This is a genomic window from Roseomonas marmotae, assembly GCF_017654485.1.
Lineage (GTDB): Bacteria > Pseudomonadota > Alphaproteobacteria > Acetobacterales > Acetobacteraceae > Pseudoroseomonas > Pseudoroseomonas marmotae.
On sequence record NZ_CP061091.1, the window covers coordinates 584,961 to 610,766 of the forward strand.

A 25,806-nucleotide genomic window follows, 5' to 3' on the forward strand; every position below is an offset into this window, starting at 1 on the left:
CATGCAGACACTCGGGGAGATCCGCGCCCTCTGCGCCGCCCTGCCACCCGCCGATGACGCGGCCGGGGCCGCCGTCGCCGCCCGTCAGGCGCAGCTCACGAAACCGCCCGGCAGCCTGGGGCGGCTGGAGGAACTGGCGGGCTGGCTCGGCCGCTGGCAGGGGCGGGCGATGCCGCGGCTGGACCATGTGGCCGTGCTGGTCTTCGCCGGCAACCATGGCTTGGTGTCGCGCGGGGTCTCGCCCTATCCGGCCTCCGTCACGGCGCAGATGGTGGCGAATTTCGCGGCCGGCGGCGCCGCCATCAACCAGCTCTCCGCCCTCGGCGGCGCGGAGCTGCGGGTGATCCCGCTGGAGCTGGAGCGCCCGACCGCCGATTTCTGCGCGGGCCCCGCCATGACGGAGGCCGAGTTCATGGCGGCCGTCATGGCCGGCCATGACGCCGTGCGGCCGGAGACGGACCTGCTCTGCCTGGGCGAGATGGGCATCGGCAATACCACCGCCGGGGCGGCGATGGCGGCGGCGCTCTTCGGCGCCGATGGGGCGGCCAGCCCGGGCGCCTTCTGGGCCGGGCGCGGCACAGGGGTGGACGATGCCGGGCTGCGCCGCAAGCGGGAGGCGGTGGATGCCGCCCTCGCCTTCCACGGCGCCGCGCTGGACGACCCGCTGGAAGCCGCGCGGCGGCTGGGCGGGCGGGAGATGGCGGCGATGTTCGGCGCGGCGCTGGCCGCACGCCGCCACCGGGTGCCGGTGCTGCTGGACGGCTTTGTCTGCACCGCCGCCGTGGCGCCGCTGGCGCGGATGGCCGAGGGCGGGCTGGACCATGCCATCATCGCCCATGCCTCGGCCGAGCATGGACACCGGGCGCTGACGGGGCGGCTGGGCATGGCGCCGCTGCTGGATCTCGGCATGCGGCTGGGCGAGGGCTCGGGCGCCGCCCTGGCCATCCCGATCCTGCGCGCCGCCCTGGCCTGCCATGCCGGCATGGCCACCTTCACCCAGGCCGGGGTCAGCACGGCGGCCGATGCGTGACCTGCTGGCCGATCTCTCCGCCGCGCTGGGGCTGCTGACGCGGCTGCCCACCGGCTGGCTGCCGCAGCATGACAGCGCGGCGGGTTTCGCGCGCGGCATCTGGGCCTATCCGCTGGTGGGCTTCGGCATCGGCGCGGCAGGGGGGGCGCTGCTGGGGCTGGGGCACTGGCTGGGGCTGCCGCCGCTGGTGGCGGCGCTCTGCGCGCTGTGCGCCACGCTGCTGCTGACCGGCGGCTTCCATGAGGACGGGCTGGCCGATACGGCCGATGGCTTCGGCGGCGGCCGCGATACCGCCCACAAGCTGGAGATCATGCGCGACAGCCGCATCGGCAGCTATGGCGTGCTGGCGCTGGTGGTGGTGCTGGGGCTGCGCGCCTCGGCCCTGGCCTCGCTGCCGGGCGGGGTGCTGGTCCTGGCCGCCGCCGGGGGCGCGGCGGCGGCGCTGGGGCGGGGCGTGATCCTGCTGCTGCTGCGGCTGCTGCCGCCCGCGCGGCCGGACGGCATGGCCGCCGGGCTGGGCCGCCCGGCGGCATGGCCTTTTATTCTCGGCCTGCTGCTGGCCGTGCTGCCGGCGCTGCTCCTGCTGCCGCCCGGTGCCGGCTTCCTGGCCATCCTGGCGGCCCTGGCCTGCGGCCTGCTGCTGGCGCGGCTGGCGCGGCGGCAGATCGGCGGCCAGACCGGCGACGTGCTGGGTGCCGGCGCCGGCCTGGGGGAATGCGCCGCGCTCGTCGTGCTCTCCGCCGCGCTGACCGGCTGAGGAATGGCCGGGGCGCCTGGCGCCTCAGGTCAGGGAGAGCCGCAGCCCCAGCCCCGCAGGGTCCTCCGCCCGCAGCATCCCCGGCGCTTCCTCCAGCACCGCCCCAGCCCGGCGCAGGGCCTCGGCCGCATGGTCGAAGCTGGCCTGGTCCGCCGCGCGCAGCTCCATCTCCAGCAGCCCCGACAATCCGGCCGGCCGGCGCGGCGCGCCGCCGCTGGCCCAGGTATTGACGGCGACATGGTGGTGGTAGCCGCCGGTGGCGAGGAAGCTGGCGCCCCGTATCCGCTGCGTCACCTCCAGGCCCAGCGCGGCATAGAAGGCTTCCGCCGCCGGCACGTCATGGGCACGCAGATGCACATGGCCGATGCGCAGGCCATCCGTGGGGCCACGCCCGGCCGCCGTCGCCATCAGCGCGGGCAGGTCCAGACGGCGCGTGAACATGCCGATGGCCTGCCCGTCGCCCGGCGCGGGCCATGCGGCGCGGGGACGGTCGGCATAGACCTCGATGCCATTGCCCTCGGGGTCGGAGAAATAGATGGCCTCGCTGACGCCGTGGTCCGAGGCGCCTTGCAGCGTCAGGCCCAGCTCCGCCGCGTGGTGCAGCCAGCCGGCCAGGGCCTTGCGGTCCGGCATGAGGAAGGCGGTGTGGAACAGGCCGGGCTCCCGGCCGCTTTCCGGCCTGGCTTCGGGCGCGGCGCGCAGATGCAGCAGCGGCTGGCCGCCGGCGGCCAGGTTGAGCTGCCCCGCCGGGCCGGGCCGCGGGGTGAGGCCCAGCAGGCGCTGGTAGAAGCTCGCGACACCGGTCAGGTCGCGCACCGCCAGGGTGACGCTGCTGGCGGAGAGGGGGGTGGTCTCGGTCATGGATGGCATCCTTCGCCGCCCAGATGGGGATGGCGCGGGGCAAAAGGGAAATGCCGGCTGGAAACGGTGGATATTGGCGGCATCAATGACACCTGCGGGCTGGCTGCCCGCATCGCCCGCCCCTAGCATGGCGCCATATGACCCGCCCTCCTCCCCGCTGATGCCGGACAGCCCACTCCCACGAGACAGGTCCGCGCGCGCGGCCGCATCGCCCGCCCTCCTCTTCCTGCATGGCGCCGCCTGTGGCGAATGGGTCTGGCAGCAGGGTTTCGCCGGGGCCTGCGCCGATGCGGGCTTCGCCGTCGAGGCCCTGCCCTTCCTGCGGCAGACGGAGGAGGGGCAGGCAGCCGGGCTGGGCGACTACGTGGCCCAGACGCGCGCGGCGGTCGATGCCCTTTCCGGCCCGGAGCGCCGGCCGGTGGTGCTGGTGGGGCATTCGCTGGGCGCGCTGGTGGCGCAGCGGCTGCTGCTGGAGCCCGCCATTCGCGGCGCGGCCCTGCTGTCGCCCGTGCCGCCCGAGGGGCTCTGGTTCTCCAGCACCCGCCTCGCCCTGACCGATCCCAGCCTCTGGACCGAGGCGGTGCGGATGGAAGCCCCCGCCGGGCAGGCCGATCCCGCGCTGGCCGGCAGCCTCTTCGGGCCGGAGATGCCGGCCGGGCAGGCACAGCGCTACCTGGCGCAGATGGGCGGCGAATCCCGTGCCGCGCTGCTGGAGGCGCAGGGGCCGCAGCCGGTGCCGCATGGCTGGCTGCATGGCCGCCCCGTGCTGGTGCTCGGTGCCGGGGAGGACCGGCTGATCCCGCCCGATGCGGTGCACCGCTGCGCGCTCTGGCATGGCACTACGGCCGAGTTCATGCCGGGCATGGGGCACCTGATGATGCTGGAACCCGGCTGGCCCCGGCTGGCCGCCCGGCTGCTGGACTGGTTGCGGCGCCTCTGACCGGGGGAAGGGCATACCCCCTGGCGATCCGCGGGGCCTGGGTCTAGGAAGCCCCCATGCAGCCCGCCATCGCCCCTGCCCCCCGGACCGCCGAGATCGCCCGCAGCACCAGCGAGACCGAGATCCGCATCCGCATCGACCTGGATGGCAGCGGCGCGGCGCGGATCGCCACCGGCATCGGCTTCCTGGACCATATGCTGACGGCACTGAGCCGCCACAGCCTCATCGACATGGAGATCGAGGCGAAGGGCGACCTGCATATCGACTTCCACCACACCACCGAGGATGTCGGCATCGTGCTTGGCCAGGCGGTGAAGCGCGCGCTGGGCGAGAAGCGCGGCATCCGCCGCTACGGCCAGGCCCTGGTGCCAATGGACGAGGCCCTGGTGGAAGCGGCCATCGACATCTCCGGCCGGCCCTTTCTGGCCTGGAGCGCCACTTTCCCGCGTGACAAGGTGGGCGAGATGGATACCGAGCTGTTCGAGGAATTCTTCCGGGCCTTCGCCATGAACGCTGGCATCACCCTGCACGTCACCCAGAAGGCCGGCAGCAACGCGCATCACATCGCGGAAGGCTGCTTCAAGGCCCTGGCCCGCGCCCTGCGGATGGCGGTGGAGATGGACCCGCGCGCCGCCGGCGCCATCCCCTCCACCAAGGGCGTGCTGGAGGCGTGATGCGCCGCTTCACCCTGCACGCGCCGCCGCCCTCCTCCGTCCCCTCCACCCGTCCGGCCCGCCTGCCGGAGCTGGTGCCGGAGGGCTTTTCCCTCCTCGCCGCGCTGCTGCCGCCGGTCTGGTTCCTGGCGCATCGGCTCTGGCTGCCGCTGGCGATCTACATCGCCCTCTCCATCCTGGCGGCCTTCCTGCTGCCGGGCGATGTGCTGCCCTATGCCGCCGCCGCCGCGCAATTCCTGATCGGGCTGCAGGCGCAGGATATCCGCCGCTGGTCCCTGGCCAGGCGCGGCCTGCCCGTCAGCGGCGTGGTGGTCGCCCGCGATGCCGAGGCCGCGCTGCTGCGCGCCCTGCACGCCCGGCCCGATCTGGCGCGGAGCGCGATGGCATGAAGGTCGCGGTGGTCGATCCCGGCTCGGGCAACCTGGCCTCCGTCCTGCGCGCGCTGCGCCGCGCCGCCAGCGAGAGCGGCAGCGGGGCCGAGATCGCGGTGGAGACGCGGGCCGAGGCCGTGGCCGGAGCCGATGCCATCGTCATGCCCGGACAGGGCGCCTTCGCCGCCTGCCGGCGCGGGCTGGACCTGATGCCCGGCATGGTCGAGGCGGTGGACGAGGCCGTCACCCGGCGCGGCATCCCCTTCCTCGGCATCTGCGTCGGCATGCAGCTGATGGTGGAGCGCGGGCTGGAACACGGCACCACCCCCGGCCTCGGCTGGATCCGGGGCGAGATGGCGCCGATGGACCCTCGCGATGCCGGCGGCGCCCCGTTGCCGCTGCCGCAGATGGGCTGGAACGCCCTGCGCTTCGTCCCCGGTAGTCACCCCGTGCTGGCGGGGCTGGAGCCGGGTGACCATGCCTATTTCGTGCACTCCTACGCCCTGGCCGGCGGCAGGCCTGAGGAAATCCTCGCAACTGCGGATTACGGCGGCCCTGTGGTCGCCGCCATCGGACGGGACAATATGTTCGGCACCCAGTTCCACGTCGAGAAAAGCCAGTTCGTCGGCCTGCGCATGCTCGCCAACTTCCTGGCCTGGCGGCCATGAGCGTCACCCACGCCCTGCTCGTCGAGCGCATCGAGTCCCTCCCCGACAGCGAGCTGGCCGATCTCTGCGAGGCCACCGATGCCGCCATCATCGAAGGGGGCGGCTTCGGTTGGGTGGAACCCCAGGGCCGGGAGGCACTGACACGCCATTTCCGTGGTGTGCTGCTGGTCCCGGCCATCGAGCTGTTCATCGCCAAGCTGGATGGCGTGCCGGTGGGCTCCGCCCAGCTGCTGCGCCCGCCGCGCAACAACGAGGCGCAGTCCTTCGCCGCCCAGCTGACCCATGCCTATATCGCGCCCTATGCGCGCGGCCACGGGCTGGCGCGGCTGCTGGTGCGGCGGGTGGAGGAACGCGCTTCTGCCCTCGGCCACCGCGTGCTGAACCTGGATGTGCGGGAGACGCAGACCACCGCCATCACCCTGTTCGAGGCGATGGGCTATACCCGCTGGGGCACCCACCCCGCCTATGCCCGGGTGCGCGGCCAGACCGTCGCGGGCCACTACTACTACAAGCTGCTGGAACCGCTGCGCGGCCGCGCGCTGGATATCCGCGCCCCTAGCGAGAAGGGCTGACCGACTTGGCCTTCACCCTCTACCCCGCCATCGACCTGAAGGGCGGAAAGGTCGTCCGCCTGAAGCGCGGCGACATGGATCAGGCGACCACCTATGCCGAGGATCCCGGCGCCCAGGCCGCCGCCTTCGCGCAGCAGGGCTTCGAGTGGCTGCATGTGGTGGACCTGGACGGCGCCTTCGCCGGCAGGCCCGCCAATGCCGAGGCCGTCACGCGCATCCTGGCCAGCACGGCATGCCCGGTGCAGCTTGGCGGCGGCATCCGCGACATGGCCACCGTCGAGGCCTGGCTGAAGCGCGGCATCGCCCGCGTCATCCTCGGCTCGGCGGCGGTGAAGAATCCGGAATTCGCCAGGGAGGCCTGCCGCGCCTTCCCCGGCCAGGTCGCGGTCGGCATCGACGCGCGCGACGGCATGGTGGCCACCGAGGGCTGGGCCGAGACCAGCACCACCTCCGCCCTCGACCTCGCCCTCTCCTTCGAGGATGCGGGGGCCGCGGCCATCATCCATACCGATATCGACCGCGACGGCATGCTGGGCGGCGTGAACGTGGCGGCCACCAGCGCGCTCGGCGCGCGGCTGACCACGCCGGTCATCGCCTCCGGCGGCGTCGCGGGGGTGGAGGATATCACGGCGCTGATGGCGGCGGGCAACGTGGCCGGCACCATCATCGGGCGCGCCCTTTATGACGGGCGGCTGACGGCGGAAGCGGCCCTGGCGGCGTCCCGGGGCTGAGCGCGACGGAGGGGCGTTGCCCCTCCAGCCCGTCCCGTACCCCGATTCGCTGTTACGCGAGGCTTCGCGGCCCGGGCCGCGAAGCGCATCCGGAAAATCTGGAAAAAAACCGCGCAGGCTGAAGCCCGAGGCCAGGGGGCCGGGACCCCCTGGCTTTTCCGATCAGTTCTCTTCGTCCCGATCGGTTTCGACCTCGACTTCCAGCTCGTCCTCGGCGTCGTCGAGTTCCTCGGCGTCTTCCAAGGCCTCGTCCGCGTCCACGTCCTCGATCTCGACATCGTCGGTATCGGCATCCACCGGGACAGGGCGCTTCTTCAGCTTCTCCTCCACCGGCAGGGCGGCGCGGCGCGGCCGGGGCTGCTCGGCCGGTTGTTCCGTGCCGCATTTCGGGCAGACGGCCGGCTGCTTCGTGAGGTCGTAGAACTTGGCGCCGCAGGCGACACAGGTACGCTTCATACCCAGTTCGGGCTTAGCCATTGGCGTGGAATTCCCGCAGACGATGAAGGGGGCGGCCGCGTGGCCGCAGAAGTGCGGACGGCCGCAAGGCAAGGCCGCGCATTGCCACGCACATGGGGCCATGTCAAACCCCGCAAGCCATGTCGAACCCAGCCAGCGTGGAACACGCCAGCCCCGCCCTGCCGCTTCGTGCCACCCGACCCGCCCGGGGCCTGACCGGCCGCCTGCGCGTGGCGGGGGATAAATCCATCAGCCACCGCGCCCTGATGTTCGGGGCGCTGGCGGTCGGCCGCACCGAGATCACCGGCCTCCTGGAAGGCGAGGACGTGCTGCGGACAGCCGCCGCCATGCGCGCCCTGGGCGCCACGGTGGAGCGCCTGGGCGAAGGCCACTGGCAGGTCGCCGGCCGTGGCATCGGCGGGCTGCTGGAGCCGGCCGATGTGCTGGACATGGGCAATTCCGGCACCGGCGCGCGGCTGATCGCCGGCCTGATCGCCGGCCATCCCATCTTCGCGGTGCTGACGGGCGATGCCTCGCTCCGCTCCCGCCCCATGAAGCGGGTGATGGACCCGCTCTCCGCCAGTGGGGCACGCTTCACCAGCCGCACTGGCGGTCGCCTGCCGCTGGCGATCGAGGGCGCGGCCGAGCCGCTGCCGCTGGACTACCGCCTGCCCGTGGCCTCCGCCCAGGTGAAATCCGCCGTGCTGCTGGCCGGGCTCTGCGCCCGCGGCACCACGCGGGTGGAGGAGCCGGAGGCCACCCGTGACCATACCGAGAATATGCTGCGTCATTTCGGCGCGACCGTGCGGGTGGAGCATCAGGGCCATGGCCGTATCATCGAGCTGGAGGGCCAGCCGGAACTGACCGCCGCGCCGGTGCATGTGCCGGCCGACCCCTCATCCGCCGCCTTCCCGCTGGCGGCGGCGCTGCTGGTGCCGGGCTCCTCGCTCACGGTCGAGGGCGTGGGGCTGAACCCGCTTCGCACCGGCCTCTTCACCACCCTGCGCGAGATGGGCGCCGATCTGGTCGTGACCAATGAGCGCCTGGAGGGCGGGGAGCTGGTGGGCGACATCACCGCCACCCATGGCCCGCTGCGCGGCGTGGACGTGCCGGGCGAGCGCGCGCCTTCCATGATCGACGAATACCCGATCCTGGCGGTCGCCGCCGCCTTCGCCAGCGGCACCAGCCGCTTCCGCGGGCTGAAGGAACTGCGGGTGAAGGAGAGCGACCGCCTGGCCGCCACCGTCGCCCTGCTGGCCGCCAATGGCGTGACAGCCGAGGTGGAAGGCGACGACCTGATCCTGCGTCGCGATGGCCGGCCGCCTGCCGGCGGCGGCTTCGTCACCACCCATATGGACCACCGCATCGCCATGAGCGCACTGGTGCTGGGCCTGGCCTCCGAGGCGCCGGTGACGGTGGATGACGGCCGCTTCATCGACACCTCCTTCCCCGGCTTCGCGGCGCTGATGAACGGCGCCGCCGGGGGCAGCCCCATCGGCCCGGTGGAGTGAGCATGGCCACGCCTCCCGTCATCGCCGTCGACGGCCCCGCGGCCGCCGGCAAGGGCACGCTGGCCCGGCGGCTGGCCGCCTATCTGGGCCTGTCCTATCTCGATACCGGGCTGCTCTACCGCGCCACCGGCCGGCGCGTGCTGGATGCCGGGGCCGACCCGCGCGACCCCGCCGCCGCCGAGGCCGCCGCCCGTGGCCTGGACCACGCCGACCTGCAGCGCGGCGACCTGCGCGGCCCGGATGCCGACAAGGCCGCCAGCGCCGTCGCCGCCCAGCCCGCCGTGCGCGACGCCCTGCTGGACTGGCAGCGCGACTTCGGCCGCCGGAACGGCGCGGTGCTGGACGGGCGCGACATCGGCACCGTGGTCTTCCCCGATGCGCGCGTGAAGCTCTTCGTCACCGCCAGCGCCGAGGAACGCGCCCGCCGCCGCTGGCTGGAACTGGCCGCGCGCGGCATGGAAGCCGACCGGGCCCAGGTGCTGGCCGAGCTGCGCGCCCGCGACGAACAGGACGCCGCCCGCGCCGTGGCGCCCATGAAGCCGGCCGATGACGCCGTGCTGATCGACACCACCGAACTGGATGCCGAGGCGGCCTTCGCGCGCGCCCTGGCAGTGGTGACGGAGAAGCTTGGGCAGTCCTTCTAAAGGGGGGCGCCGGAGAGGGCGCTGCCCTCTCCGGACCTCTCCCGCCGGGGTGACAGTGTCACCCCGGACCCCACCATCCGTCTGGAACTTTTGGCGTGGTCGTTCCGCCGGAGGTCGATGACCTCCGGCGACTGACGTCTCGGGCCGTGTGGCCTTTTCAAAGATATTGAATGCGCTGGCGGCCGGCGCCGCGCCGGGGTGCCGAGGCGCCCGGCAAGCTCGAAGCGGGGTCCGGGGTGGACTTTCCACCCCGGCGGGGTTCCAGGGGCAGGGCCCCTGGCCTTCACCCCGTCAGAACTTCCACCCCGTATGGATCGCCACGATCCCGCCGGAGAGGTTCTGCCACTTCACCCGCTCGAAGCCGGCGCGCTCCATCATGCCGGCCAGGGTCGGCTGGTCCGGGAACATGCGGATGCTCTCGGCCAGATACTGGTAGCTCTCGGCATCCTTGGCGATCTTTGCGCCGATGGCGGGCAGCACCTTGAAGGACCAGGTGTCGTAGAGCGGCTTCAGGGCCTCGACCTCAAGGCTGGAGAATTCCAGCACGCACATCCGCCCGCCCGGCCGCAGCACGCGGAAGCCCTCCCGCAGCACCGCGTCCTTGTCGGTGCAGTTGCGCAGGCCAAAGGCCATGGAGACGCGCTCGACGCTGCCCGAAGGCAGCGGAATCTTCTCGGCATCGCAGCAGACGAATTCCAGGCCCTCGGCCAGCCCCTTCTGCAAGGCGCGGCCCTGGCCGACGCTCAGCATGGAGGCGTTGATATCGGCCAGGATGACCTTGCCGGCGCCACGCTTCTTGGCCAGGAAGGCGACGTCGCCGGTGCCGGCCGCCAGGTCCAGCAGCGTGTCGCCGGGGCCGGCGCCAATGGCGGCGACGAAGGCATGCTTCCAGGCGCGGTGCAGCCCCAGCGACATCAGGTCGTTCATCACGTCGTATTTGGGCGCGACGCTGTCAAAGACCTCGCGCACCATGGAGGCCTTGGCCTCACGGTCGACGGTGCGGAAGCCGAAATCGGTGGTCTGGGTCATGGCCCGATCCTAAGCCCGAACGCGCCGTCAGCCCAGCAGGCGCCGCAGCAGGCGGATCAACTGCCGGCGTTCCTCGGCGGTCAGGGGGGCCAGCAGACGCTCATTGGCCTGGCTGCCCTGGCGCACCGCCTCGGCGAGCGCGGCATGCCCGACCTCGTTGAGGGAGAGCACGACGGTGCGGCGGTCCAGCGGGTCTCGCCCCGTATCCACCAGCCCCCGGTCGCGCAGCCGGGCGACGACCCCCTGGATGGTGGCGGGGTCCAGCGCCACGGCGCGGCCGAGCGCGTTCTGGGTGGCGGTGCGCAGTTCGGCCAGCCGCAGCAGGGTGGCGAATTGGGTGGGAGTCAGGCCGCTGACGGCGCCGCGGTCCTGGAACAGCGCGGCATGGCGCTGATGGGCGCGGCGCAGCAGGTGCCCGACCGATTCGTCCAGTCGGTAACCCGGGGGCATAGGGGCGCGCGGGCTGTCCTCCGCCTGTCCGGCGGGCATGATGGTGAGCTGCGAATGGCCCATGCTCTGCCTCCTCTGCCCTGGCTCACCTGCACCATCGGCAACGGGAGGGAATGCGTCAACCGGCCAGCGCGGACAATGCGCCCGCTCCACTCAGCCGGGCAGGGAGCGGTAGCCGAAGATCGCCAGTGTCAATCCGCCCAGGCCCAGTGCCGCGAGGCCGGCGCGGTCGGCATGCCACATCAGCCGCTCGGCCAGAATCGCCGCCAGTTGCCGCCGGCCCTCGGGGTTACGCAGCCGGCGCGCGTTTTCCCCGGCCAGCACGGGCCAGAGCCGCGTGCCGCGCAGGTCCATCCGTGGCAGGCGCAGCGCCGCCGCCCACATGCCAAGCCACAGCGCCGCCGTCAGCAGGGCGCCGCTCTGCAGCGCCAGCAGTGGCCTTGCCGCCAGCATGAACATGACCATGGCGATGCCGAGTCCGGCGCAAGCCATGGCGCGCCGGATGGTGTAGTCGGCAAGATTGCGGAGCGTATCCATCGCGGGCCCCTCTGCCGCCACCCCGCCGACCCGGTGGAGGCGCGACGGTCGCTCACCCCCACGCGCCGTGCGGCATGCGCGGGCGTTCTGTATCCTGATCATATGGGCCAACTTGCGGGCAGAGGAAGCGTTGCAGGCGCCCCTGGGGCGAAAATGCCTTTTGCCCGTTGCGGGCAGGCGTCCTTGTAATGGGGTCGGTATCACAAATTCGTGATAATTGGCCAGTTCCCGCTTCCATGATTCCACGGCCCCCCGAGCATTGCCACACTTGCTCCGGCCACCCGCCCGCGCTTCGGCAGAGGCGGCCCAGGACCCGCCGCAGATGCGGGCGATCAACGACCGTCAACAGCGCCCAGGGCCTCGTTGGCGCCCTGGGCAGGGCAGGGACATCGTTCAACCAATGCCATCCGCGATCCCAACTTCAGGCGCCGCTAACCGGCCCATGACGCGGGAGGAGAGGAAGGTCATCCTGGCCTCCTCCCTCGGGACTGTCTTCGAGTGGTATGATTTCTATCTCTACGGGTCACTGGCGGTCATCATCGGCGCCAAGTTCTTCAGCCAGTTCCCCGAGGGCACCCGCAATATCTTCGCCCTCCTCGCCTTCGCGGCGGGCTTCCTGGTGCGCCCCTTCGGCGCGCTGGTCTTCGGCCGGCTGGGCGACCTGGTCGGGCGCAAATACACCTTCCTCGTCACCATCCTGATCATGGGTGTCTCGACCTTCCTGGTGGGTATCCTGCCGACCTCGGACCAGATCGGCATCACCGCGGCCATCATCCTGATCGTGCTGCGCTGCCTGCAGGGGCTGGCGCTGGGCGGCGAATATGGCGGCGCCGCCACCTATGTGGCCGAGCATGCGCCGCGTGGCCGCCGCGGCTTCTACACCAGCTTCATTCAGATCACCGCGACCGGCGGCCTCTTCCTCTCCCTTCTGATCATCCTCTTCACCCGCTCGGCACTGGGCGAGGAAGCCTTCCTCGACTGGGGCTGGCGCATACCCTTCCTGCTCTCCGTCCTGCTGCTGGGCATCTCCGTCTGGATCCGCATGCAGCTGCAGGAAAGCCCGGCCTTCAAGAAGATGAAGGAGGAAGGGACCCAGTCCAAGGCACCACTGACGGAAGCCTTCGGCCAGTGGAAGAACGCCAGGGTCGCCATCCTGGCGCTGTTCGGCCTCGTCGCCGGGCAGGCTGTGGTCTGGTACACCGGCCAGTTCTACGCCCTGTTCTTCATCAACTCGATCCTGAAGGTGGATGGCTATACCTCCAACCTGCTGATCGCCTGGGCGCTGCTGCTGGGCTGCGGCGGCTTCGTGCTCTTCGGCTGGCTCTCGGACAAGATCGGCCGCAAGCCCATCATCCTGGGCGGCTGCCTGCTGGCGGCGCTGACCTATTTCCCGCTCTTCAAGCTGCTGAGCGCCGAGGCCAACCCGGCGCTGCACGCCGCGCACCGCGACATCACGGTGGTGGTGCAGGCCGACCCGGCCGACTGCTCGTTCCAGTTCAACCCGGTCGGGACCGCGCGCTTCACCAATAGCTGCGACATCGCCAAGGCGGCGCTGGCCCGGCTCTCGGTGAACTACTCGGTCGAGGACGCGGCCCCCGGCAGCGTCGCGACGGTCCGCATCGGCCAGGCCAGCATCCCCGCCAATACACCGGACTTCACCCAGGCGCTGGGCGCGGCGGTGACGGCGGCGGGCTATCCGGCGGCCTCCAACCCCTCCGTCGTGAAGATGTCGAGTCCCTTCGATATCTTCCGGGAACAGGTGGCCGTCAGCATCCTGGTCCTGACCCTGCTGGTGATCTACGTCACCATGGTCTACGGCCCGATCGCGGCGGCGCTGGTCGAACTCTTCCCGACCCGCATCCGCTACACCTCCATGTCGCTGCCCTACCATATCGGCAACGGCTGGTTCGGCGGCCTGCTGCCGGCCACCTCCTTCGCCATGATCGCCCAGACGGGCGATGTCTATTACGGCCTCTGGTACCCGGTGGTGATCGCCCTGGCGACGGTGGTGATCGGCGCCTTCTTCGTGCCGGAAACCAAGGACCGCGACATCTTCGCGGAAGATACCAGCCAGGGTCTGGCGCATGCCACGGCGGCGGCACGGCCCTCGCGCCCATGACAGCGGGTCCAGGGAGCGGTGCTCCCTGGACCTTCGCCACGGCGAGGCTGCCGGGACGGAGGAATGCCAGAACGGCTTCCGCCCGCCCCGGCGCGCTACAACCGTCCCGGCCCGTCATTCCGGCGGCGTCTTCACCCGATCAGGCGATCCGCCCCGATCGGGAGAGCCTGGAGAGGAAGCTGCCCTCTCCCGGCCTCACTCCGCCAGCGTCGTCCAGAGCGGTTCCTTCACCTTCTTCAGGAAGGCCGCATGCGCGGCCAGTTCCTCCTCGCGGGGGAGGATGGGGCGCGGGGTGCGGTTGACCGGGGCGGCATCCAGCAGCACCGGGCCCGCGCTGCTGCCGCCGCGCGCCGCCGTGGCCAGTTCCAGCCCCGGCTGCTTGCCGCCCATCAGTTCCAGATAGACCTGCGCCAGCAGCTGCACATCCAGCAGCGCGTTGTGCGAGGTGCGCATGGAATTGTCGATTCCATAGCGCCGGCAGAGCGCGTCCAGGCTGTTGGGCAGGCCGGGAAAGCGCTTCTTGGCCAGCACCAGCGTATCGACCATGCGGCTGCGCGGGATGGGCTGGGCGCCCGCGCGCCTGAACTCATGGTCCAGGAAGTTGAAGTCGAAGACCGCGTTATGCGCCACCACCGGGTCGTCGCCCAGGAACTCCAGCAGCCCCGGCAGGATCTCGGGGAATTTGGGCTTGCCGATCAGCATCTCCCGCGTGAAGCCATGCACGCGGGCGGCTTCCTCCGGCACGTCGCGCTCGGGGTCGATCAGCACATGGAAATGACGGCCGGTGGGGACGAGGTTGATCAGTTCCACCGCCGCCACTTCCAGCACGCGGTCGCCGGTCGCGGGGTCCAGGCCGGTGGTTTCGGTGTCCAGCACCAGGGCGCGGCTCATCAGCGTGTCTCCGGAAAGGCGTGGTGGTCCAGCAGCGCCAGGATCTGCCGGCGGGTGTTATGGCGCGAGAGGCCGGTGCGTATCAGGTGATCCGCGCGGGCGCGGCGCAGCCGGTCCGGTGTCTGCCGCGCCAGGATGGCGGCCAGGCGCTCCGGCGTCATGCCCGGGCGCCGCAGCACGCGCTTGCGCTGCTCCGGCGCGGGGGCGGAGACGACCAGCACGGCATCGCAGCGCCGCTCGCCGCCCGTCTCGAACAGCAGGGGGATGTCCAGCACCGCCAGGGGGCGCCCCCGGCGGCGGGCGGCGGCCAGGAAGCGGCGCTCCTCGGCGCGGACCAGCGGATGGACGATGCGTTCCAGCCGGCGCAGGGCGGCGGGGTTGCCGAAGACGGCGCGGCGCAGCGCCTCTCGGTCCACCGCGCCGTCGCGGATACTGCCGGGAAAGGCATGGCCGATCGGCGCCACGGCGCGGCCGCCGCGCGCCTGCAGGGCATGCACGGTGGCATCGGCGTCAAAGACCGGGACGTTGCGGCGGCGCAGCACCAGGGCGGCGGTGGATTTGCCCATACCGATGCCGCCCGTCAGGCCCCAGATCCGCATGTGCTCAGGCCGTCCTCGGGATATCGGCGGAGACGAAGTCCCGCAGTTCCGCATCCACCGCCGGCATGATGCCGAACCAGGCGGCGAAGCCCGGCCGTGCCTGGTGCAGCAGCATGCCCAGCCCATCCACCGCGCGCAGGCCACGGGCGCGGGCGGCGGCCAGCAGCGGCGTCTCCAGCGGCACATAGACGGCATCGGCCACCACCGCCTGGGCTGGCAACGGCGAGAGGTCGATCTCCAGCGGTGGCTGGCCGGCCATGCCGAGGCTGGTGCTGTTGACCAGCAGCGCGGCGCCTTCCAGCGGCGGGGTGGTGGAGACCTCCACCGGGCCGCCCAGGGCCCGTGCCAGCGCCTCGGCGCGCGCCGGGCTGCGGTTGACGATGGTCAGGCGGGGGCAGCCCGCATCCAGCAGCGCGGCGGCGATGGCACGGGCCGCGCCCCCGGCCCCCACCAGCACGGCGGGGCCGTCGGTGGCCGCCCAGCCCGGCGCCTGCTCGGCCAGGCTTTCCAGGAAGCCGAAACCGTCGGTATTGCTGCCGAGAATGCGCCCTTCCCGGAAGACCAGCGTATTCACCGCGCCCATGCGGCGGGCGGCCTGGTCCACCTCGTCGCAGAGGGCGAAAGCGGCCTCCTTATGGGGGATGGTAACATTGGCGCCGCGGAAGCCCAGCTTCGCCAGCGCCCGCACGGCGTCCGGAAAATCCCCGGATTCCACGGGCAGCGGCAGATAGGCGCCGTCGATCCCATGCCGTTGCAGCCAGAAGCCATGCAGGCGCGGGGAACGGGAATGGGAGACGGGCCAGCCAAGCACACCCGCCAGCTTGGCCTTGCCGGAGATCATCGTCATGCCGCCATCAATCCTGTGCGGCGGGCATTGGGTCAACCGGCCTGCCCCCGGACTTCCGCCTGTCACGGCACCGGCCTGCCCCCATGCCTCCTCCCCTCTGGCAATCTGTCGCCCGCGATGCCACCACTGCATCCGACGAGAACTCACGAGGACACCCATGACGCGTCCCCTTCAGGTCGCGGTCCAGATGGACCCGATCCACAGCATCAATATCGATGGCGACAGCACTTTCGTGCTCATGCTGGAGGCGCAGGCGCGGGGCCACACGCTCTGGCACTACCACGTCAAGGACCTGACCCTGGCGGCCGGGCGCGTGCTCGCCCGGATGCAGCCGGTCGAGGTGCGCCGGGAGAAGGGCAACCACTACACGCTGGGCGAGGCGCGGGAGGTCGACCTCTCCACCATGGACGTGGTGCTGATGCGCCAGGACCCGCCCTTCGACATGGCCTATATCACGGCCACCCATATCCTGGAGATGATCCACCCGAAGACCCTGGTGGTGAACGACCCCGCCAGCGTGCGGAACGCGCCCGAAAAACTCTTCGTGATGCAGTTTCCGGAGCTGATGCCGGACACGATCATCACCCATGACCCGCTGGAAGTGCGCAAGTTCCGCCAGAAGCATGGCGACATCATCGTCAAGCCGCTCTTCGGCAATGGCGGCGCAGGCGTCTTCCACCTGCGGCCGGAGGACGGCAACCTCAACGCCCTGCTGGAACTCTACGCGGAGAAATCCCGTGAGCCTCTGATGATCCAGCAATACGTCCCCGCCGTGCGGGAAGGCGACAAGCGCATCATCCTGGTGGACGGCGTGCCGATGGGCGCCATCAACCGCGTGCCGGCGGCGGGCGAGAGCCGCTCCAACATGCATGTGGGCGGACGGCCGGAACAGATCGCGCTGAGCGAGCGCGACAAGGAGATCTGCGCCCGCATCGGGCCGGAACTGAAGAAGCGCGGATTGATCTTCGTCGGCATCGACGTGATCGGTGACTACCTGACCGAGATCAACGTCACCTCCCCCACCGGGCTGCAGGAAATCGCGCGCTTCGATGGCGTGCACCTGGAGAAGGCCATCTGGGATGCGATCGAGGCCAAGCGCGCCTGATTGACCGGAGAGGGCGCTGCCCCCTCCAGACCTCTCCCGCCGGGGTGACAGTGTCACCCCGGACCGCGCCATCTGTTTTGTGCTGAGTGTCACGGTGGGGCGCGCCGGAGGTCGATGACCTCCGGCGACCGGCGCCGCACCTGGGCACCGAAGCCCCGGCGGATTCGAAGCGGGGTCCGGGGTGGAGTTTCCACCCCGGCGGGGGGGCATCCAGAGGGGGCAGCGCCCCCTTTTGGCCCTTACGCCGCCACCTTGCGCCGGCGCCGCCGCAGCAACTCGCGTGGGTCGAAGGCCCCCAGGGCGACGGTCACGCCGAAGTAGCTGACCAGGCCCATCGTCACCAGCACGCCCAGGCCCACGAAGCGCCAGAGCCCGCTGGCCGGAAAGATCAGGGCTTCCAGCGCCCAGAGGATCGCGCCCATGGCGATGGCCGCGCCCAGCAGCCGCCAGGCATTGCGGCGCAGCCGGCGGTCGGCCACCCACTGTCCGCGCCGCGCCAGCACCAGCGCCAGCAGCCCGGCATTGGCCCAGGAGGAGAGGGCCGTGGACAGGGCGATGCCGACATGGTGCAGCGTCGGCGTCAGGGCGAGGTTGAGGCAGAGGTTCAGCACCACGGTCGCGATGCCGATCTTGACCGGGGTGGCAGTGTCGCCACGGGCGAAGAAGCCGGGGGCGAGGGACTTGATCAGCACGAAGGCGGGCAGGCCGAAGGCATAGGCGGCCAGGGCCGGCGCCGTCTGCGCCACCTTGTCGGCGGTGAAGGCGCCACGCTGGAACAGCACGGCGATGATGGGTTCGGCCGCCACGATCAGGGCGATGGCGGCGGGCAGGGTCAGGGCGAGGGAAAGTTCGATGCCCCGGTTCATGCTGCGGTGGGCGGACAGCGCCTGCCCCGCCCGCAGCTGGCGGGAGAGGAGGGGCAGCAGCGCCGTGCTCATCGCCGCCCCCACCACGCCCAGCGGCAGCTGCGCCAGCCGGTCGGCATAGTTCAGGTAGCTGATGGCGCCGGCCGGCAGCCAGGAGGCGATGAACATGTCGATGGCGAGGTTCAGCTGCGTCACGCTGGCGCCCAGCACGCCCGGCACCATCCGCCGCAGCACCTGCCGCGTATCCTCGGTCAGCTTGGGGAAGGAGATGAGGCGGAAGCCCAGCCCCACCTTGTGGCAGGCCCAGACCACCAGGATCAGCTGCAGCACGCCGGAGATCGTGGTGCCCCAGGCCAGCGCATGCGCCGGCGTGGCCACGAAGGGCGACAGCGCGAAGAGGGAGACGATGGCGCAGAGGTTGAAGAGCAGCGGCGCCCCCGCAGCCAGGGCGAACTTGTCCGCCGCGTTCAGCACGCCGGAAACCAGGGCGGTCAGGCAGATGAAGATCAGATAGGGGAAGGTGATGCGCGACAGTTCCACCACCAGGTTGAAGCGCAGCGGCTCATCCACCAGCCCGGGGGTCAGCACCGCCATCAGCTGGGGCATGAAGATCATGCCGATGACCACCAGCAGGGAGAGCCAGAGGGTCATCAGCGTGGACATCCGCTCGGCCAGCATGCGGGCCTTGGCGGGGCCGTCCAGCGTCAGCGCGGCGGTGAAGGCGGGGACGAAGGCGGCGTTGAAGGCACCCTCGCCGAAAAGGCGGCGGAACATGTTGGGCAGCCGCAGAGCCAGGAAGAAGGCATCGGCCACCGGGCCGGCGCCCAGGAAGGCGGCGATCAGCACGTCCCGCACGAAGCCCAGGATGCGGCTCGCAAAGGTCCAGCCGCCGATGGTCAGGATATTGCGGAACATGCTGTCTCGATCTGCTGGTTGCCGCGCGCGGCCAAGGGGGCGCCGCCCCCCTTGGGGAACCCCGCCGGAGCGGACGGCCAGCCCGCCCCGGGTCCCCGCTTCGGGTTTTATGCCTCAGCCGTCAGGGCGGGCACCCGGACCTAAGGTTGCCAATGCCCGGAGGCAGCGCGGGCTGTGGCGTCAGTCGCCGGAGGTGCCGGAACGGATAACGGTGCCGGGGGTGACGCTGTTACCCCGCGGGCCATGTCCAGAGGGGGCGACGCCCCCCCTGGTCCCTACCCTTGGTCCCTGCCCTCAGGCGTTCGCGGCCGGCGCGCCCGCCGTCTGCGCGCCACGGCGGCTCTGCCACAGTGCCACGAAGTCGATGGGGGAGAGCAGCACGGGCGGGAAGCCACCGTCGCGGGTGACATCGGCCAGGATGTTGCGGGCGAAGGGGAAGAGCAGGCGCGGGCATTCCACCAGCAGCAGCGGCTCCACCATCTGCGGCTCCACGTTCAGGGTGAAGATGCCGCAATAGACCAGCTCGGCGATGAAGGCGGTCTGGTCATGCGCCTTGGCATCGGCGCGGATCTGCAGCGCCACCTCGAAGACATTGCCGCCTTCCTGCAGCGGGCGTGCCTGCACGTCCAGCGACAGGTCGATGCGCGGCTGCTCCCGCAGGGTCGTGAAGATCTCCGGCGCGCCCGGCACCTCGAAGGAGAGATCCTTCGTATATTGCAGGTTCATCACCAGCGGGCCGGTGGGCTGCGCGGCGCCGCCGTTGGGAGCGCCGTTCGGGGTGGGGTTCTGGGTCTCGGACATCGGGGCCTCGCAGGGATGCGGATGGAGCTCGGGGGCGCGGGGTAGCACGCGCCGCGCGTGCTGTCAGGAATGCTTCCAGTTGACCGCTTCAGGACCAGGCGCGGTGGGATCGCAGCGCAGCCACTGGCCGTTGGTGACGGATTGACCGGTCATGGAGAGGATAAAGCCCCAGTGGGAGACGACCACGGTCTGGTTCCAGTCCGGCAGCGCCGCCATCTCCTGCCGGAACAGCCGGGCACGGCCTTCCACCTGGTCGGCGGGTTCCTCGATGGCGGGCCACCAGACCTCGTCGATATGGGAGAGGTCGAGCTCCGGCCATTCCAGGGCAAGGGTGGTGCGGGGAGAGCCGATGTCGCAGGCGAAGGCGTATCGCTCCCGCACCAGGGGCTGGATGATCACGGGCAGGCCCAGACGGCGCGCCAGGGGGGCCGCCGTCTGCATGGCGCGGGTATAGGGGCTGGCGATGATGCGGCGGATGCCGCCGCCGGTCTCTTCCAGCAGGGCCTCGGCGGCGTGCTCCGCCTGCTGGTGGCCCAGCTCGGTCAGCCGCGGGTCCTTGATGCCGGGGTCGCGCCGGGTGGCGGTGAAATGCAGGTTGAATTCGCTCTGGCCGTGGCGCAGCAGGATCATGGCAACTCCTCGCTTGCCAAGGATAGAGCAGATCAGGCCCTCCGGGGCCAGTCCGGGCTGACGAATCGGGCCTGGCGGCGCGCGAAGCCGTTGCGGCGGAGGGGTGCGCGTCCTAAGTGACGAAAGATGAGGAGATTGCAATGTCCGGCGCCTTTCCGGTCGATCTGATCCTGTTCGCCATGGTCGCGGCCTTCCTGGTGCTGCGGCTGCGCAGCGTGCTGGGCCGCCGCCAGGGCTATGAGCGCCCGCCGCGCGAGGCCGGCGCTGCCGATGCGCCGCTGCCGGACCTGCGCCCGGTGCCCGAGGCCGTACCCGCCGCCCCCCCGCGGGGCGTGCCGGATGCGCGCAGCCCCGCCGGCCAGGGTCTGGCGCGTATCCAGGCCCAGGATGGCAGCTTCGACCCTGCTCTCTTCCTGGGCGGCGCCGAGGGCGCCTTCCGCATGATCGTCGAGGCCTTCGCCGCCGGCGACCGCGCGACGCTGCGCAACCTGCTCTCCGACGAGACCTATGCGGGCTTCGAGCAGGCCATCACGGCGCGCGAGACGGCCAATGAGCGGCAGCGCACCGAGATCCGCAACGTGCAGGACATGGTGATCGAGGCCGCCGACCTGCGCGGCTCCATCGCCGAGATCACGGTCCGCATCGTCTCCGACCAGGTCAACATGACCACGGCGGCGGATGGCTCCGTGGTGTCCGGCCATGACGGCGTGACGGAGATCGTCGACCTCTGGACCTTCCAGCGCGACCTCCGCAACAGCGACCCGTCCTGGAAGCTGGTGGGCACCGGCGCGGTTTGATCCGCCCGGCTCTGGCCGCCGCCCTGCTCTGGGGGCTGGCGGCCTGCACCCCTCCCCCGCCGCAGCACCCTGCCGAACTGCCCGGCTGGGCCGATGACAGGCTGGCCGAGGCCCTGCCGCCCTTCCTGGCCGGCTGCCGCCCGCCCGCCCTGCCCGCCGCCCTCTGTGCCGAGGCCGCCGGCCTGCCTCCGGGCGACCACGCCGCCGCCCGCGCCTTCTTCGAGCGGAACTTCACCCTCCGCCGGGCCGGCGAGGGGCTGATGACCGGCTATTACGAGCCGGAGATCCGCGGCGCCACCGCCCCTTCCGCCGCCTATCCTATCCCCCTGCATACCCGCCCCGCCGATCTGGTGGAGGTCGATCTCGGCCGCTTCGCGCCAGACCTGATGGGGCGCCGCATCGCCGGCCTCGTGCGGGGCGGCAGGCTGGAACCCTACCCCGACCGCGCGGCCATCGAGGCCCAGGACCGCCCCGCCCTGCTCTGGCTGGCCGATCCCGTGGACCGCTTCTTCCTGCAGATCCAGGGCTCCGGCCGCATCCTGCTGCCCGATGGCAGCATCAGCCGCGTGGGATTCGATGGGCAGAACGGACGGCCCTATGTCCCCATCGGCCGCGTGCTGGTGCAGAAGAACGAGATCCCCCGCGACAAGGTCTCGATGCAGAGCATCCGCGCCTGGCTGGAAGCCGCCGGGTCGGAACGCGCCCGGGCGGTGATGGACCAGAACCCTTCCTATGTCTTCTTCCGGGACGTGCCGGCCCGCGCCGATCAGGGCCCCACCGGCGCCCAGGGCGTGCCCCTGTCGCCCCTGCGCTCCATCGCCGTGGACCGGACGGAAATCCCGCTCGGCAGCCCGGTCTGGATCGTCACGCACCACCCGCTGACCCGCCAGCCCCTGCGCCGGCTGGTGCTGGCCCAGGATACTGGTGGTGCCATCCGGGGGCCCGCCCGCGCGGACCTGTTCTGGGGGTGGGGAGATGAGGCCGCGGCTGCCGCCGGGCCGATGCAGGAGAAGGCGGAACTCTTCGTGCTGGTGCCGCGCGCGGAATGACGGGCTGCGGGCCAGAGGGGGCGCCGCCCCCTCTGCCCCCCCGCCGGGGTGGAGAGTCCACTCCGGGCCCCGCTTCGAATTCGCCGGGCGCTTCGGCACCCCAGCGCATGCAATATCTTTGAAAAGGCCACACGGGCCAGGGCGTCAGTCGCCGGAGGTCATCGACCTCCGGCACGCCCCATCGTGACACTCAGCACAAAGCAGATGGCGGGGTCCGGGGTGACACTGTCACCCCGGCGGGAGAGGTCCGGAGAGGGCGGCGCCCTCTCCGGTCACGCCCCGACCACGACCCCTGCAGATTTTTTCGCGCCGCCTGTTGACGGGCCGCCTCCGCCCCCATAAAAGCCCGCTCCACGCCACACGGCGTATTCGCCCCCTTGCCCAGGTGGTGGAATTGGTAGACGCGCTGGCTTCAGGTGCCAGTGACCGCAAGGTCGTGAAGGTTCGAGTCCTTTCCTGGGCATTTTCCCTCCCCCTCGTCAGGGTGGATGGGCTGGAAGATCGGGAATGCGGGAATGGGACGCACCCTTTTCGCGCCACTTTCTTCCTTGGCTGGCACCATGATCAAGCTGCACAGACATGACCTGCCGGATGGGCTGGACCTCGGTCCCGTCGTCGCGGTGGATACCGAGACCATGGGTCTCAACCCGCACCGGGACCGGCTCTGCCTCGTGCAGTTATCCGCTGGCGACGGCACGGCGCATTGCGTGCAGATCGTGCCGGAAGCGCTGGGCGGGCGCGGGGCCGATTGCCCCAACCTGAAGCGGCTGCTGGCCAACCCCGACCAGATCAAGCTTTTCCATTTCGCGCGCTTCGACGTGGCTATCCTGCGGCAGGCGCTGGGGGTGGAGGTGGCGCCGGTGCGCTGCACCAAGATTGCCGCCAAGCTGGTCCGCACCTTCACCGAGCGGCACGGGTTGAAGGACCTGCTGCGGGATCTGCTGGGAGTCGATATCTCCAAGCAGCAGCAGAGTTCCGACTGGGGCGCGGCGGAGCTGACGCCGGAACAGCTGACCTATGCGGCCTCGGACGTGTTGCATCTGCACGCGCTCTGGGCACGGCTGGAAGGGCTGCTGCGCCGCGAGGGCCGGCTGGAACTGGCCGAGGCCTGCTTCCGCTTCCTGCCCGCGCGGGGCCAGTTGGACCTGTTGGGCTATGACGACCCGGATATCTTCGCTCATTAAGATAAATACCATACCACCCACGGAATTGTGGCGCAGGTCTGGCATGATTTTTGATAGGGCGGTTGACATCCTGCGTTGACCCGCCCGGGGTGCAACCCCATACATGAGGGCGTGAGGTTCTTCCTTCTTCAGTCTGGCTTGCCATCCTGGCGTGCCTTTCCCTGGCTGTCCGACGCACCGGAGCAGGGCCTGGCGCGCCAGGCGGCGCAGCCCCATGGCCCTGCCGCATGACATTGCCCTTCCCGCCACGCGATGCGCTGGCCGCTCCTGGTATCGAGCGTGGCGCCGCCACACGCCGGACGATGCTGCCCTCCCGCGCCCGGGTGCAGGTCAGCGCCGGCGCCATGATGCGCCGGCGGGTGGCCGTTCGCCTGGCGAAGCTGCTGCTGCCGCTCGGTGCGCTGGCCCTGCTTTCCGCCATCGCCCTCTGGCCGGAGATCGACGGCGCGGCCGATCGCGGCCGCATGGCTTTCCGCCGCGCGACGCAGACGGAGGCCGAGGCGATGCGGATCTCCGGCGCCCGCTACCAGGGCGTGGACGAACAGAACCGCCCCTATAACCTGACCGCCGATTCCGCCGTGCAACAGCAGGACCAGAGCGGGCTGATCGACCTCACCAACCCGCGCGCCGACATCTTGCTGACCAATGGCGCCTGGATGCTGCTGGAATCCCGGGAGGGTGAGTATGACCGCCCCAAGAACCTGCTGGACCTTCAGGGCAATGTGACGCTCTGGCACGACAACGGCACCACCATGAAAACCGAGGCAGCCCATATCGACATCCATGCCGGCGAGGCGAAGAGCGACAGCGCGACCGCCGCGCAGGGGCCCTTCGGCACGATCGAGAGCGAGGGTTTCCGCCTGCTGGAGCGGGGTCAGGTGATGATCTTCACCGGCCGCAGCCATGCCGTGCTGGAGGGCAAGTGATGATGCCGGGCTTCCATCGTCCATTAGCGCTGGCGCTGCTGGCCGGGCTGCTGGCGCTGCCGGCGGCCACGCCCCGCGCCCAGGGCCTGGACATGACCAAGGGTGGGCCGGTGGACATCACCTCCACCGACGGCATCGAGTGGCGGCAGAACGAGCAGGCGGTGATCGCCCGCGGCGATGCCCGCGCCATCCGCGAGGGGGTGACGCTGGAGGGCGACCGGCTGATCGCCCGTTACCGCCCCCGCGCCGGCCAGCCCGCGGCCCAGCCCGCCAACCCCGCTCCTTCAGGCTCGCTGGCCGAGGGGCCGAGCGGCGGCAACGAGATCTGGCGGATCGAGGCTGAGGGCAATGTCCGCATCAGCTCGGCCACCGACCGCGCCGTGGGCGACCGCGCCGTCTATGACATGGATCAGGGCGTGATGGTGCTGACCGGCCGCAACCTGAAGCTGACCACGCCCGGCGACACGCTGACGGCGCGGGACAGCATGGAATACTGGCCGGCCAAGCGCATGGCGGTCGCGCGCGGCGCCGCCGTCGTGGAGACCGAGGACAACCGCCGCATCTCCGCCGACACGCTGGTGGGCTATTTTCTGCCGGAGGGCCAGACCGCCCCGCCGGCGCCGCAGCGCCAGGCCACGGCCACCACGCCCGGCGGCGCCCGCAACGTGCCCGGCGCCGATAGCAAGCTGGAGCGGGTGGAAGCTTTCGGCAATGTCGAGATCCGCACGCCGCAGGAAGTCGTGCGCGGCGACCGCGGCGTCTACAGCACGCTCACCGGCATGGCCCGGCTGCTGGGCGGCGTACGCATCACCCGGGGCGAGAATCAGTTGAACGGTCAGGAAGCCATCGTGAACATGCGGAGTGGGGTCGCTCGTCTGGTCGCCACGCCCGGGCAACGGGTGCAGGGCCTGATCATCCCCAACCAGCAGAGCCAGGACTCGCTGCGCGTGCCCGGCGCTCAGCCGCGCACAGGGGGGCAGCCCCGGTGAGCGCGGACCAGGTGAGCGCCGACCAGGTGAGCGCCGACCAGATGACCGCCACGCCCGCGAGCACCACGCCCAGCCTGAAGGTGGTGCCGGGCGATGGCGGTCTGGTCGCCGTCGGCCTCGGCAAGCGCTTCAAGAAGCGGCCGGTGGTGCGCGGCGTCTCGCTCAGCGTGAAGCGGGGCGAGGCGGTGGGGCTGCTCGGCCCCAATGGCGCCGGCAAGACCACCAGCTTCTACATGATCACCGGCCTGGTGCGGCCGGATGAAGGCCGCGTCTTCATGGACGGGCACGATGTCACCACCCTGCCGATGTACCGGCGCGCCCGCATGGGCCTCGGCTACCTGCCGCAGGAGGCCTCCATCTTCCGGGGCCTCAGCCTGGAGGATAATATCCGTGCCGCGCTGGAGGTGGTGGAGCCGCAGCGCGCCCGGCGGGAGCAGATGCTGGACGAGCTGCTGACCGAATTCGGCATCTCCCATCTCCGCCGCGCGCCGGCGCTCGCGCTCTCGGGCGGTGAGCGGCGGCGCTGCGAGATCGCCCGCGCTCTCGCCACCCACCCCGCCTATATCCTGCTGGATGAGCCGCTGGCGGGCATCGACCCCATCGCGGTGGGCGAGATCCGCGACTTGGTGAAGCATCTGAAGAACCGCGGCATCGGCGTGCTGATCACCGACCACAATGTGCGCGAGACGCTGGAGATCATCGACCGCGCCTACATCCTGCACGACGGGCAGGTGCTGATGGAAGGTACGCCGCAGGACATCGTGGCGCATGAGGGAGTTCGCCGTGTTTATCTGGGCGAGCGTTTCAGCCTCTAACGTGGGCCGGCCGCGCCTTTCGTCCGTGGCCCCCCGCAACTC

The 25,806-nt window shown here is 71.0% G+C and carries 29 protein-coding genes and 1 tRNA gene; 19 read left to right on the forward strand and 11 right to left on the reverse strand.

Annotation, left to right across the window (positions count from 1 at the left end):
• Nucleotide 1 precedes the first annotated feature (1 nt).
• Together cobT and cobS are read left to right on the forward strand one after the other, a co-directional pair.
• Complete coding sequence (gene cobT, locus IAI58_RS02755) at nucleotides 2–1,030, forward strand: nicotinate-nucleotide--dimethylbenzimidazole phosphoribosyltransferase (protein WP_207447201.1); 1,029 nt, start codon at nucleotides 2–4, stop codon at nucleotides 1,028–1,030.
• Complete coding sequence (gene cobS, locus IAI58_RS02760) at nucleotides 1,023–1,787, forward strand: adenosylcobinamide-GDP ribazoletransferase (RefSeq protein ID WP_207447200.1); 765 nt, start codon at nucleotides 1,023–1,025, stop codon at nucleotides 1,785–1,787. The genes cobT and cobS overlap by 8 nt, the downstream gene beginning before the upstream one ends.
• Nucleotides 1,788–1,811: 24 nt before the next feature.
• Here the strand turns inward: cobS and IAI58_RS02765 are convergent, their stop codons facing one another.
• Nucleotides 1,812–2,648: a VOC family protein gene (locus IAI58_RS02765; RefSeq protein ID WP_207447199.1), complete on the reverse strand. Its 837-nt coding sequence runs from the start codon at nucleotides 2,646–2,648 to the stop codon at nucleotides 1,812–1,814.
• A gap of 127 nt (nucleotides 2,649–2,775) precedes the next feature.
• Between IAI58_RS02765 and IAI58_RS02770 the strand changes: the two genes are divergently transcribed.
• From IAI58_RS02770 to hisA, 6 genes are read left to right on the forward strand one after another with little or no spacing between them, the layout of a single operon-like run.
• Nucleotides 2,776–3,588: an alpha/beta hydrolase gene (locus IAI58_RS02770; RefSeq protein WP_207447198.1), complete on the forward strand. Its 813-nt coding sequence runs from the start codon at nucleotides 2,776–2,778 to the stop codon at nucleotides 3,586–3,588.
• Nucleotides 3,589–3,644: 56 nt separating this feature from the next.
• On the forward strand, nucleotides 3,645–4,262 hold the full coding sequence (gene hisB / locus IAI58_RS02775; protein ID WP_207447196.1) for an imidazoleglycerol-phosphate dehydratase HisB: 618 nt from the start codon (nucleotides 3,645–3,647) through the stop codon (nucleotides 4,260–4,262).
• Nucleotides 4,262–4,651, forward strand: coding sequence for a DUF2628 domain-containing protein (locus tag IAI58_RS02780; protein ID WP_207447194.1), 390 nt, complete (start codon nucleotides 4,262–4,264; stop codon nucleotides 4,649–4,651). The genes hisB and IAI58_RS02780 overlap by 1 nt, the downstream gene beginning before the upstream one ends.
• Nucleotides 4,648–5,301, forward strand: a complete 654-nt coding sequence (gene hisH, locus IAI58_RS02785; protein ID WP_207447192.1) for an imidazole glycerol phosphate synthase subunit HisH — start codon at nucleotides 4,648–4,650, stop codon at nucleotides 5,299–5,301. The genes IAI58_RS02780 and hisH overlap by 4 nt, the downstream gene beginning before the upstream one ends.
• Nucleotides 5,298–5,873, forward strand: coding sequence for a GNAT family N-acetyltransferase (locus IAI58_RS02790; RefSeq protein WP_207447190.1), 576 nt, complete (start codon nucleotides 5,298–5,300; stop codon nucleotides 5,871–5,873). The genes hisH and IAI58_RS02790 overlap by 4 nt, the downstream gene beginning before the upstream one ends.
• A 5-nt stretch (nucleotides 5,874–5,878) precedes the next feature.
• Nucleotides 5,879–6,604, forward strand: a complete 726-nt coding sequence (gene hisA / locus IAI58_RS02795; RefSeq protein ID WP_207447188.1) for a 1-(5-phosphoribosyl)-5-[(5-phosphoribosylamino)methylideneamino]imidazole-4-carboxamide isomerase — start codon at nucleotides 5,879–5,881, stop codon at nucleotides 6,602–6,604.
• A gap of 162 nt (nucleotides 6,605–6,766) precedes the next feature.
• Here the strand turns inward: hisA and IAI58_RS02800 are convergent, their stop codons facing one another.
• Nucleotides 6,767–7,081 (reverse strand): TIGR02300 family protein, encoded by a 315-nt coding sequence (locus IAI58_RS02800; RefSeq protein ID WP_207447186.1) that lies wholly within the window; start codon nucleotides 7,079–7,081, stop codon nucleotides 6,767–6,769.
• Between the two features lie 119 nt (nucleotides 7,082–7,200).
• Between IAI58_RS02800 and aroA the strand changes: the two genes are divergently transcribed.
• Both aroA and cmk read left to right on the forward strand, forming a co-directional pair.
• Nucleotides 7,201–8,571, forward strand: a complete 1,371-nt coding sequence (aroA, locus tag IAI58_RS02805; protein WP_207447184.1) for a 3-phosphoshikimate 1-carboxyvinyltransferase — start codon at nucleotides 7,201–7,203, stop codon at nucleotides 8,569–8,571.
• A 2-nt stretch (nucleotides 8,572–8,573) separates the two neighbouring features.
• A complete protein-coding gene (gene cmk, locus IAI58_RS02810) occupies nucleotides 8,574–9,215 on the forward strand; it encodes a (d)CMP kinase (RefSeq protein ID WP_207447182.1) in 642 nt (213 codons plus the stop codon).
• A gap of 291 nt (nucleotides 9,216–9,506) precedes the next feature.
• On the opposite strand, the gene IAI58_RS02815 is transcribed toward cmk, so the two are convergent.
• The 3 genes from IAI58_RS02815 to IAI58_RS02825 all read right to left on the reverse strand — a co-directional run bounded on the left by IAI58_RS02815 (nucleotide 9,507) and on the right by IAI58_RS02825 (nucleotide 11,231).
• Nucleotides 9,507–10,244, reverse strand: a complete 738-nt coding sequence (locus IAI58_RS02815) for a class I SAM-dependent methyltransferase (RefSeq protein WP_207447180.1) — start codon at nucleotides 10,242–10,244, stop codon at nucleotides 9,507–9,509.
• Between the two features lie 27 nt (nucleotides 10,245–10,271).
• A complete protein-coding gene (locus IAI58_RS02820) occupies nucleotides 10,272–10,757 on the reverse strand; it encodes a MarR family winged helix-turn-helix transcriptional regulator (protein ID WP_207447178.1) in 486 nt (161 codons plus the stop codon).
• A 90-nt stretch (nucleotides 10,758–10,847) separates the two neighbouring features.
• A complete protein-coding gene (locus tag IAI58_RS02825) occupies nucleotides 10,848–11,231 on the reverse strand; it encodes a hypothetical protein (protein ID WP_207447176.1) in 384 nt (127 codons plus the stop codon).
• A gap of 442 nt (nucleotides 11,232–11,673) precedes the next feature.
• Between IAI58_RS02825 and IAI58_RS02830 the strand changes: the two genes are divergently transcribed.
• Nucleotides 11,674–13,350: an MFS transporter gene (locus IAI58_RS02830; protein WP_237182405.1), complete on the forward strand. Its 1,677-nt coding sequence runs from the start codon at nucleotides 11,674–11,676 to the stop codon at nucleotides 13,348–13,350.
• 195 nt (nucleotides 13,351–13,545) lie between these two features.
• Here IAI58_RS02830 and dnaQ read toward each other — a convergent pair whose 3' ends face one another.
• Genes dnaQ through IAI58_RS02845 form a run of 3 tightly spaced genes read right to left on the reverse strand, consistent with a single transcriptional unit; the run spans nucleotide 13,546 to nucleotide 15,681 of the window.
• Nucleotides 13,546–14,241: a DNA polymerase III subunit epsilon gene (gene dnaQ, locus IAI58_RS02835; protein ID WP_207447172.1), complete on the reverse strand. Its 696-nt coding sequence runs from the start codon at nucleotides 14,239–14,241 to the stop codon at nucleotides 13,546–13,548.
• Nucleotides 14,241–14,840: a dephospho-CoA kinase gene (gene coaE, locus IAI58_RS02840; protein ID WP_207447170.1), complete on the reverse strand. Its 600-nt coding sequence runs from the start codon at nucleotides 14,838–14,840 to the stop codon at nucleotides 14,241–14,243. Before coaE ends, dnaQ begins: the two co-directional genes overlap by 1 nt.
• Nucleotides 14,841–14,844: 4 nt before the next feature.
• Nucleotides 14,845–15,681 carry a shikimate dehydrogenase gene (locus tag IAI58_RS02845; protein ID WP_207447366.1) on the reverse strand — a complete coding sequence of 279 codons (837 nt, stop codon included), beginning with the start codon at nucleotides 15,679–15,681 and terminating at the stop codon, nucleotides 14,845–14,847.
• A 163-nt stretch (nucleotides 15,682–15,844) separates the two neighbouring features.
• On the opposite strand from IAI58_RS02845, the gene gshB reads away from it, so the two are divergent.
• Nucleotides 15,845–16,792: a glutathione synthase gene (gene gshB, locus IAI58_RS02850; protein ID WP_207447168.1), complete on the forward strand. Its 948-nt coding sequence runs from the start codon at nucleotides 15,845–15,847 to the stop codon at nucleotides 16,790–16,792.
• A 239-nt stretch (nucleotides 16,793–17,031) separates the two neighbouring features.
• On the opposite strand, the gene murJ is transcribed toward gshB, so the two are convergent.
• From murJ to IAI58_RS02865, 3 genes are all read right to left on the reverse strand, one after another.
• On the reverse strand, nucleotides 17,032–18,573 hold the full coding sequence (murJ, locus tag IAI58_RS02855) for a murein biosynthesis integral membrane protein MurJ (RefSeq protein WP_207447166.1): 1,542 nt from the start codon (nucleotides 18,571–18,573) through the stop codon (nucleotides 17,032–17,034).
• Between the two features lie 294 nt (nucleotides 18,574–18,867).
• A complete protein-coding gene (gene secB / locus IAI58_RS02860) occupies nucleotides 18,868–19,374 on the reverse strand; it encodes a protein-export chaperone SecB (protein ID WP_207447164.1) in 507 nt (168 codons plus the stop codon).
• 63 nt (nucleotides 19,375–19,437) lie between these two features.
• Nucleotides 19,438–20,004, reverse strand: coding sequence for a histidine phosphatase family protein (locus IAI58_RS02865; RefSeq protein ID WP_207447162.1), 567 nt, complete (start codon nucleotides 20,002–20,004; stop codon nucleotides 19,438–19,440).
• 140 nt (nucleotides 20,005–20,144) lie between these two features.
• On the opposite strand from IAI58_RS02865, the gene IAI58_RS02870 reads away from it, so the two are divergent.
• From IAI58_RS02870 to lptB, 7 genes are all read left to right on the forward strand, one after another.
• Nucleotides 20,145–20,801, forward strand: coding sequence for a Tim44/TimA family putative adaptor protein (locus IAI58_RS02870; RefSeq protein WP_207447160.1), 657 nt, complete (start codon nucleotides 20,145–20,147; stop codon nucleotides 20,799–20,801).
• Entirely contained in the window at nucleotides 20,798–21,850 is a 1,053-nt protein-coding gene (mltA, locus tag IAI58_RS02875) for a murein transglycosylase A (RefSeq protein ID WP_207447158.1), read from the forward strand. Before IAI58_RS02870 ends, mltA begins: the two co-directional genes overlap by 4 nt.
• 379 nt (nucleotides 21,851–22,229) lie before the next feature.
• Nucleotides 22,230–22,313 (forward strand) — tRNA-Leu (locus IAI58_RS02880).
• 52 nt (nucleotides 22,314–22,365) lie between these two features.
• A complete protein-coding gene (locus tag IAI58_RS02885) occupies nucleotides 22,366–23,034 on the forward strand; it encodes a ribonuclease D (RefSeq protein ID WP_207447156.1) in 669 nt (222 codons plus the stop codon).
• A 227-nt stretch (nucleotides 23,035–23,261) separates the two neighbouring features.
• Entirely contained in the window at nucleotides 23,262–23,960 is a 699-nt protein-coding gene (gene lptC / locus IAI58_RS02890; protein ID WP_207447154.1) for an LPS export ABC transporter periplasmic protein LptC, read from the forward strand.
• Nucleotides 23,960–24,949, forward strand: coding sequence for an LptA/OstA family protein (locus tag IAI58_RS02895; RefSeq protein WP_207447152.1), 990 nt, complete (start codon nucleotides 23,960–23,962; stop codon nucleotides 24,947–24,949). Before lptC ends, IAI58_RS02895 begins: the two co-directional genes overlap by 1 nt.
• Nucleotides 24,950–24,990: 41 nt before the next feature.
• On the forward strand, nucleotides 24,991–25,764 hold the full coding sequence (gene lptB / locus IAI58_RS02900) for an LPS export ABC transporter ATP-binding protein (RefSeq protein WP_207447365.1): 774 nt from the start codon (nucleotides 24,991–24,993) through the stop codon (nucleotides 25,762–25,764).
• The last annotated feature ends 42 nt before the right edge of the window (nucleotides 25,765–25,806 follow it).

Coding starts and splice junctions, on each gene's coding strand:
- murJ (WP_207447166.1), bottom strand. CDS start 18,573: ATGTTCCGCAATATCCTGACCATCGGCGGCTGGACCTTTGCGAGCCGC.
- cobT (WP_207447201.1), top strand. CDS start 2: ATGCAGACACTCGGGGAGATCCGCGCCCTCTGCGCCGCCCTGCCACCC.
- IAI58_RS02865 (WP_207447162.1), bottom strand. CDS start 20,004: ATGATCCTGCTGCGCCACGGCCAGAGCGAATTCAACCTGCATTTCACC.
- cobS (WP_207447200.1), top strand. CDS start 1,023: ATGCGTGACCTGCTGGCCGATCTCTCCGCCGCGCTGGGGCTGCTGACG.
- lptC (WP_207447154.1), top strand. CDS start 23,262: ATGACATTGCCCTTCCCGCCACGCGATGCGCTGGCCGCTCCTGGTATC.
- gshB (WP_207447168.1), top strand. CDS start 15,845: ATGACGCGTCCCCTTCAGGTCGCGGTCCAGATGGACCCGATCCACAGC.
- IAI58_RS02820 (WP_207447178.1), bottom strand. CDS start 10,757: ATGGGCCATTCGCAGCTCACCATCATGCCCGCCGGACAGGCGGAGGAC.
- secB (WP_207447164.1), bottom strand. CDS start 19,374: ATGTCCGAGACCCAGAACCCCACCCCGAACGGCGCTCCCAACGGCGGC.
- IAI58_RS02830 (WP_237182405.1), top strand. CDS start 11,674: ATGACGCGGGAGGAGAGGAAGGTCATCCTGGCCTCCTCCCTCGGGACT.
- coaE (WP_207447170.1), bottom strand. CDS start 14,840: ATGCGGATCTGGGGCCTGACGGGCGGCATCGGTATGGGCAAATCCACC.
- aroA (WP_207447184.1), top strand. CDS start 7,201: ATGTCGAACCCAGCCAGCGTGGAACACGCCAGCCCCGCCCTGCCGCTT.
- lptB (WP_207447365.1), top strand. CDS start 24,991: ATGACCGCCACGCCCGCGAGCACCACGCCCAGCCTGAAGGTGGTGCCG.
- IAI58_RS02870 (WP_207447160.1), top strand. CDS start 20,145: ATGTCCGGCGCCTTTCCGGTCGATCTGATCCTGTTCGCCATGGTCGCG.
- cmk (WP_207447182.1), top strand. CDS start 8,574: ATGGCCACGCCTCCCGTCATCGCCGTCGACGGCCCCGCGGCCGCCGGC.
- IAI58_RS02825 (WP_207447176.1), bottom strand. CDS start 11,231: ATGGATACGCTCCGCAATCTTGCCGACTACACCATCCGGCGCGCCATG.
- hisB (WP_207447196.1), top strand. CDS start 3,645: ATGCAGCCCGCCATCGCCCCTGCCCCCCGGACCGCCGAGATCGCCCGC.
- IAI58_RS02800 (WP_207447186.1), bottom strand. CDS start 7,081: ATGGCTAAGCCCGAACTGGGTATGAAGCGTACCTGTGTCGCCTGCGGC.
- dnaQ (WP_207447172.1), bottom strand. CDS start 14,241: ATGAGCCGCGCCCTGGTGCTGGACACCGAAACCACCGGCCTGGACCCC.
- IAI58_RS02885 (WP_207447156.1), top strand. CDS start 22,366: ATGGGACGCACCCTTTTCGCGCCACTTTCTTCCTTGGCTGGCACCATG.
- IAI58_RS02770 (WP_207447198.1), top strand. CDS start 2,776: ATGGCGCCATATGACCCGCCCTCCTCCCCGCTGATGCCGGACAGCCCA.
- IAI58_RS02790 (WP_207447190.1), top strand. CDS start 5,298: ATGAGCGTCACCCACGCCCTGCTCGTCGAGCGCATCGAGTCCCTCCCC.
- IAI58_RS02845 (WP_207447366.1), bottom strand. CDS start 15,681: ATGATCTCCGGCAAGGCCAAGCTGGCGGGTGTGCTTGGCTGGCCCGTC.
- IAI58_RS02895 (WP_207447152.1), top strand. CDS start 23,960: ATGATGCCGGGCTTCCATCGTCCATTAGCGCTGGCGCTGCTGGCCGGG.
- IAI58_RS02815 (WP_207447180.1), bottom strand. CDS start 10,244: ATGACCCAGACCACCGATTTCGGCTTCCGCACCGTCGACCGTGAGGCC.
- hisH (WP_207447192.1), top strand. CDS start 4,648: ATGAAGGTCGCGGTGGTCGATCCCGGCTCGGGCAACCTGGCCTCCGTC.
- IAI58_RS02780 (WP_207447194.1), top strand. CDS start 4,262: ATGCGCCGCTTCACCCTGCACGCGCCGCCGCCCTCCTCCGTCCCCTCC.
- IAI58_RS02765 (WP_207447199.1), bottom strand. CDS start 2,648: ATGACCGAGACCACCCCCCTCTCCGCCAGCAGCGTCACCCTGGCGGTG.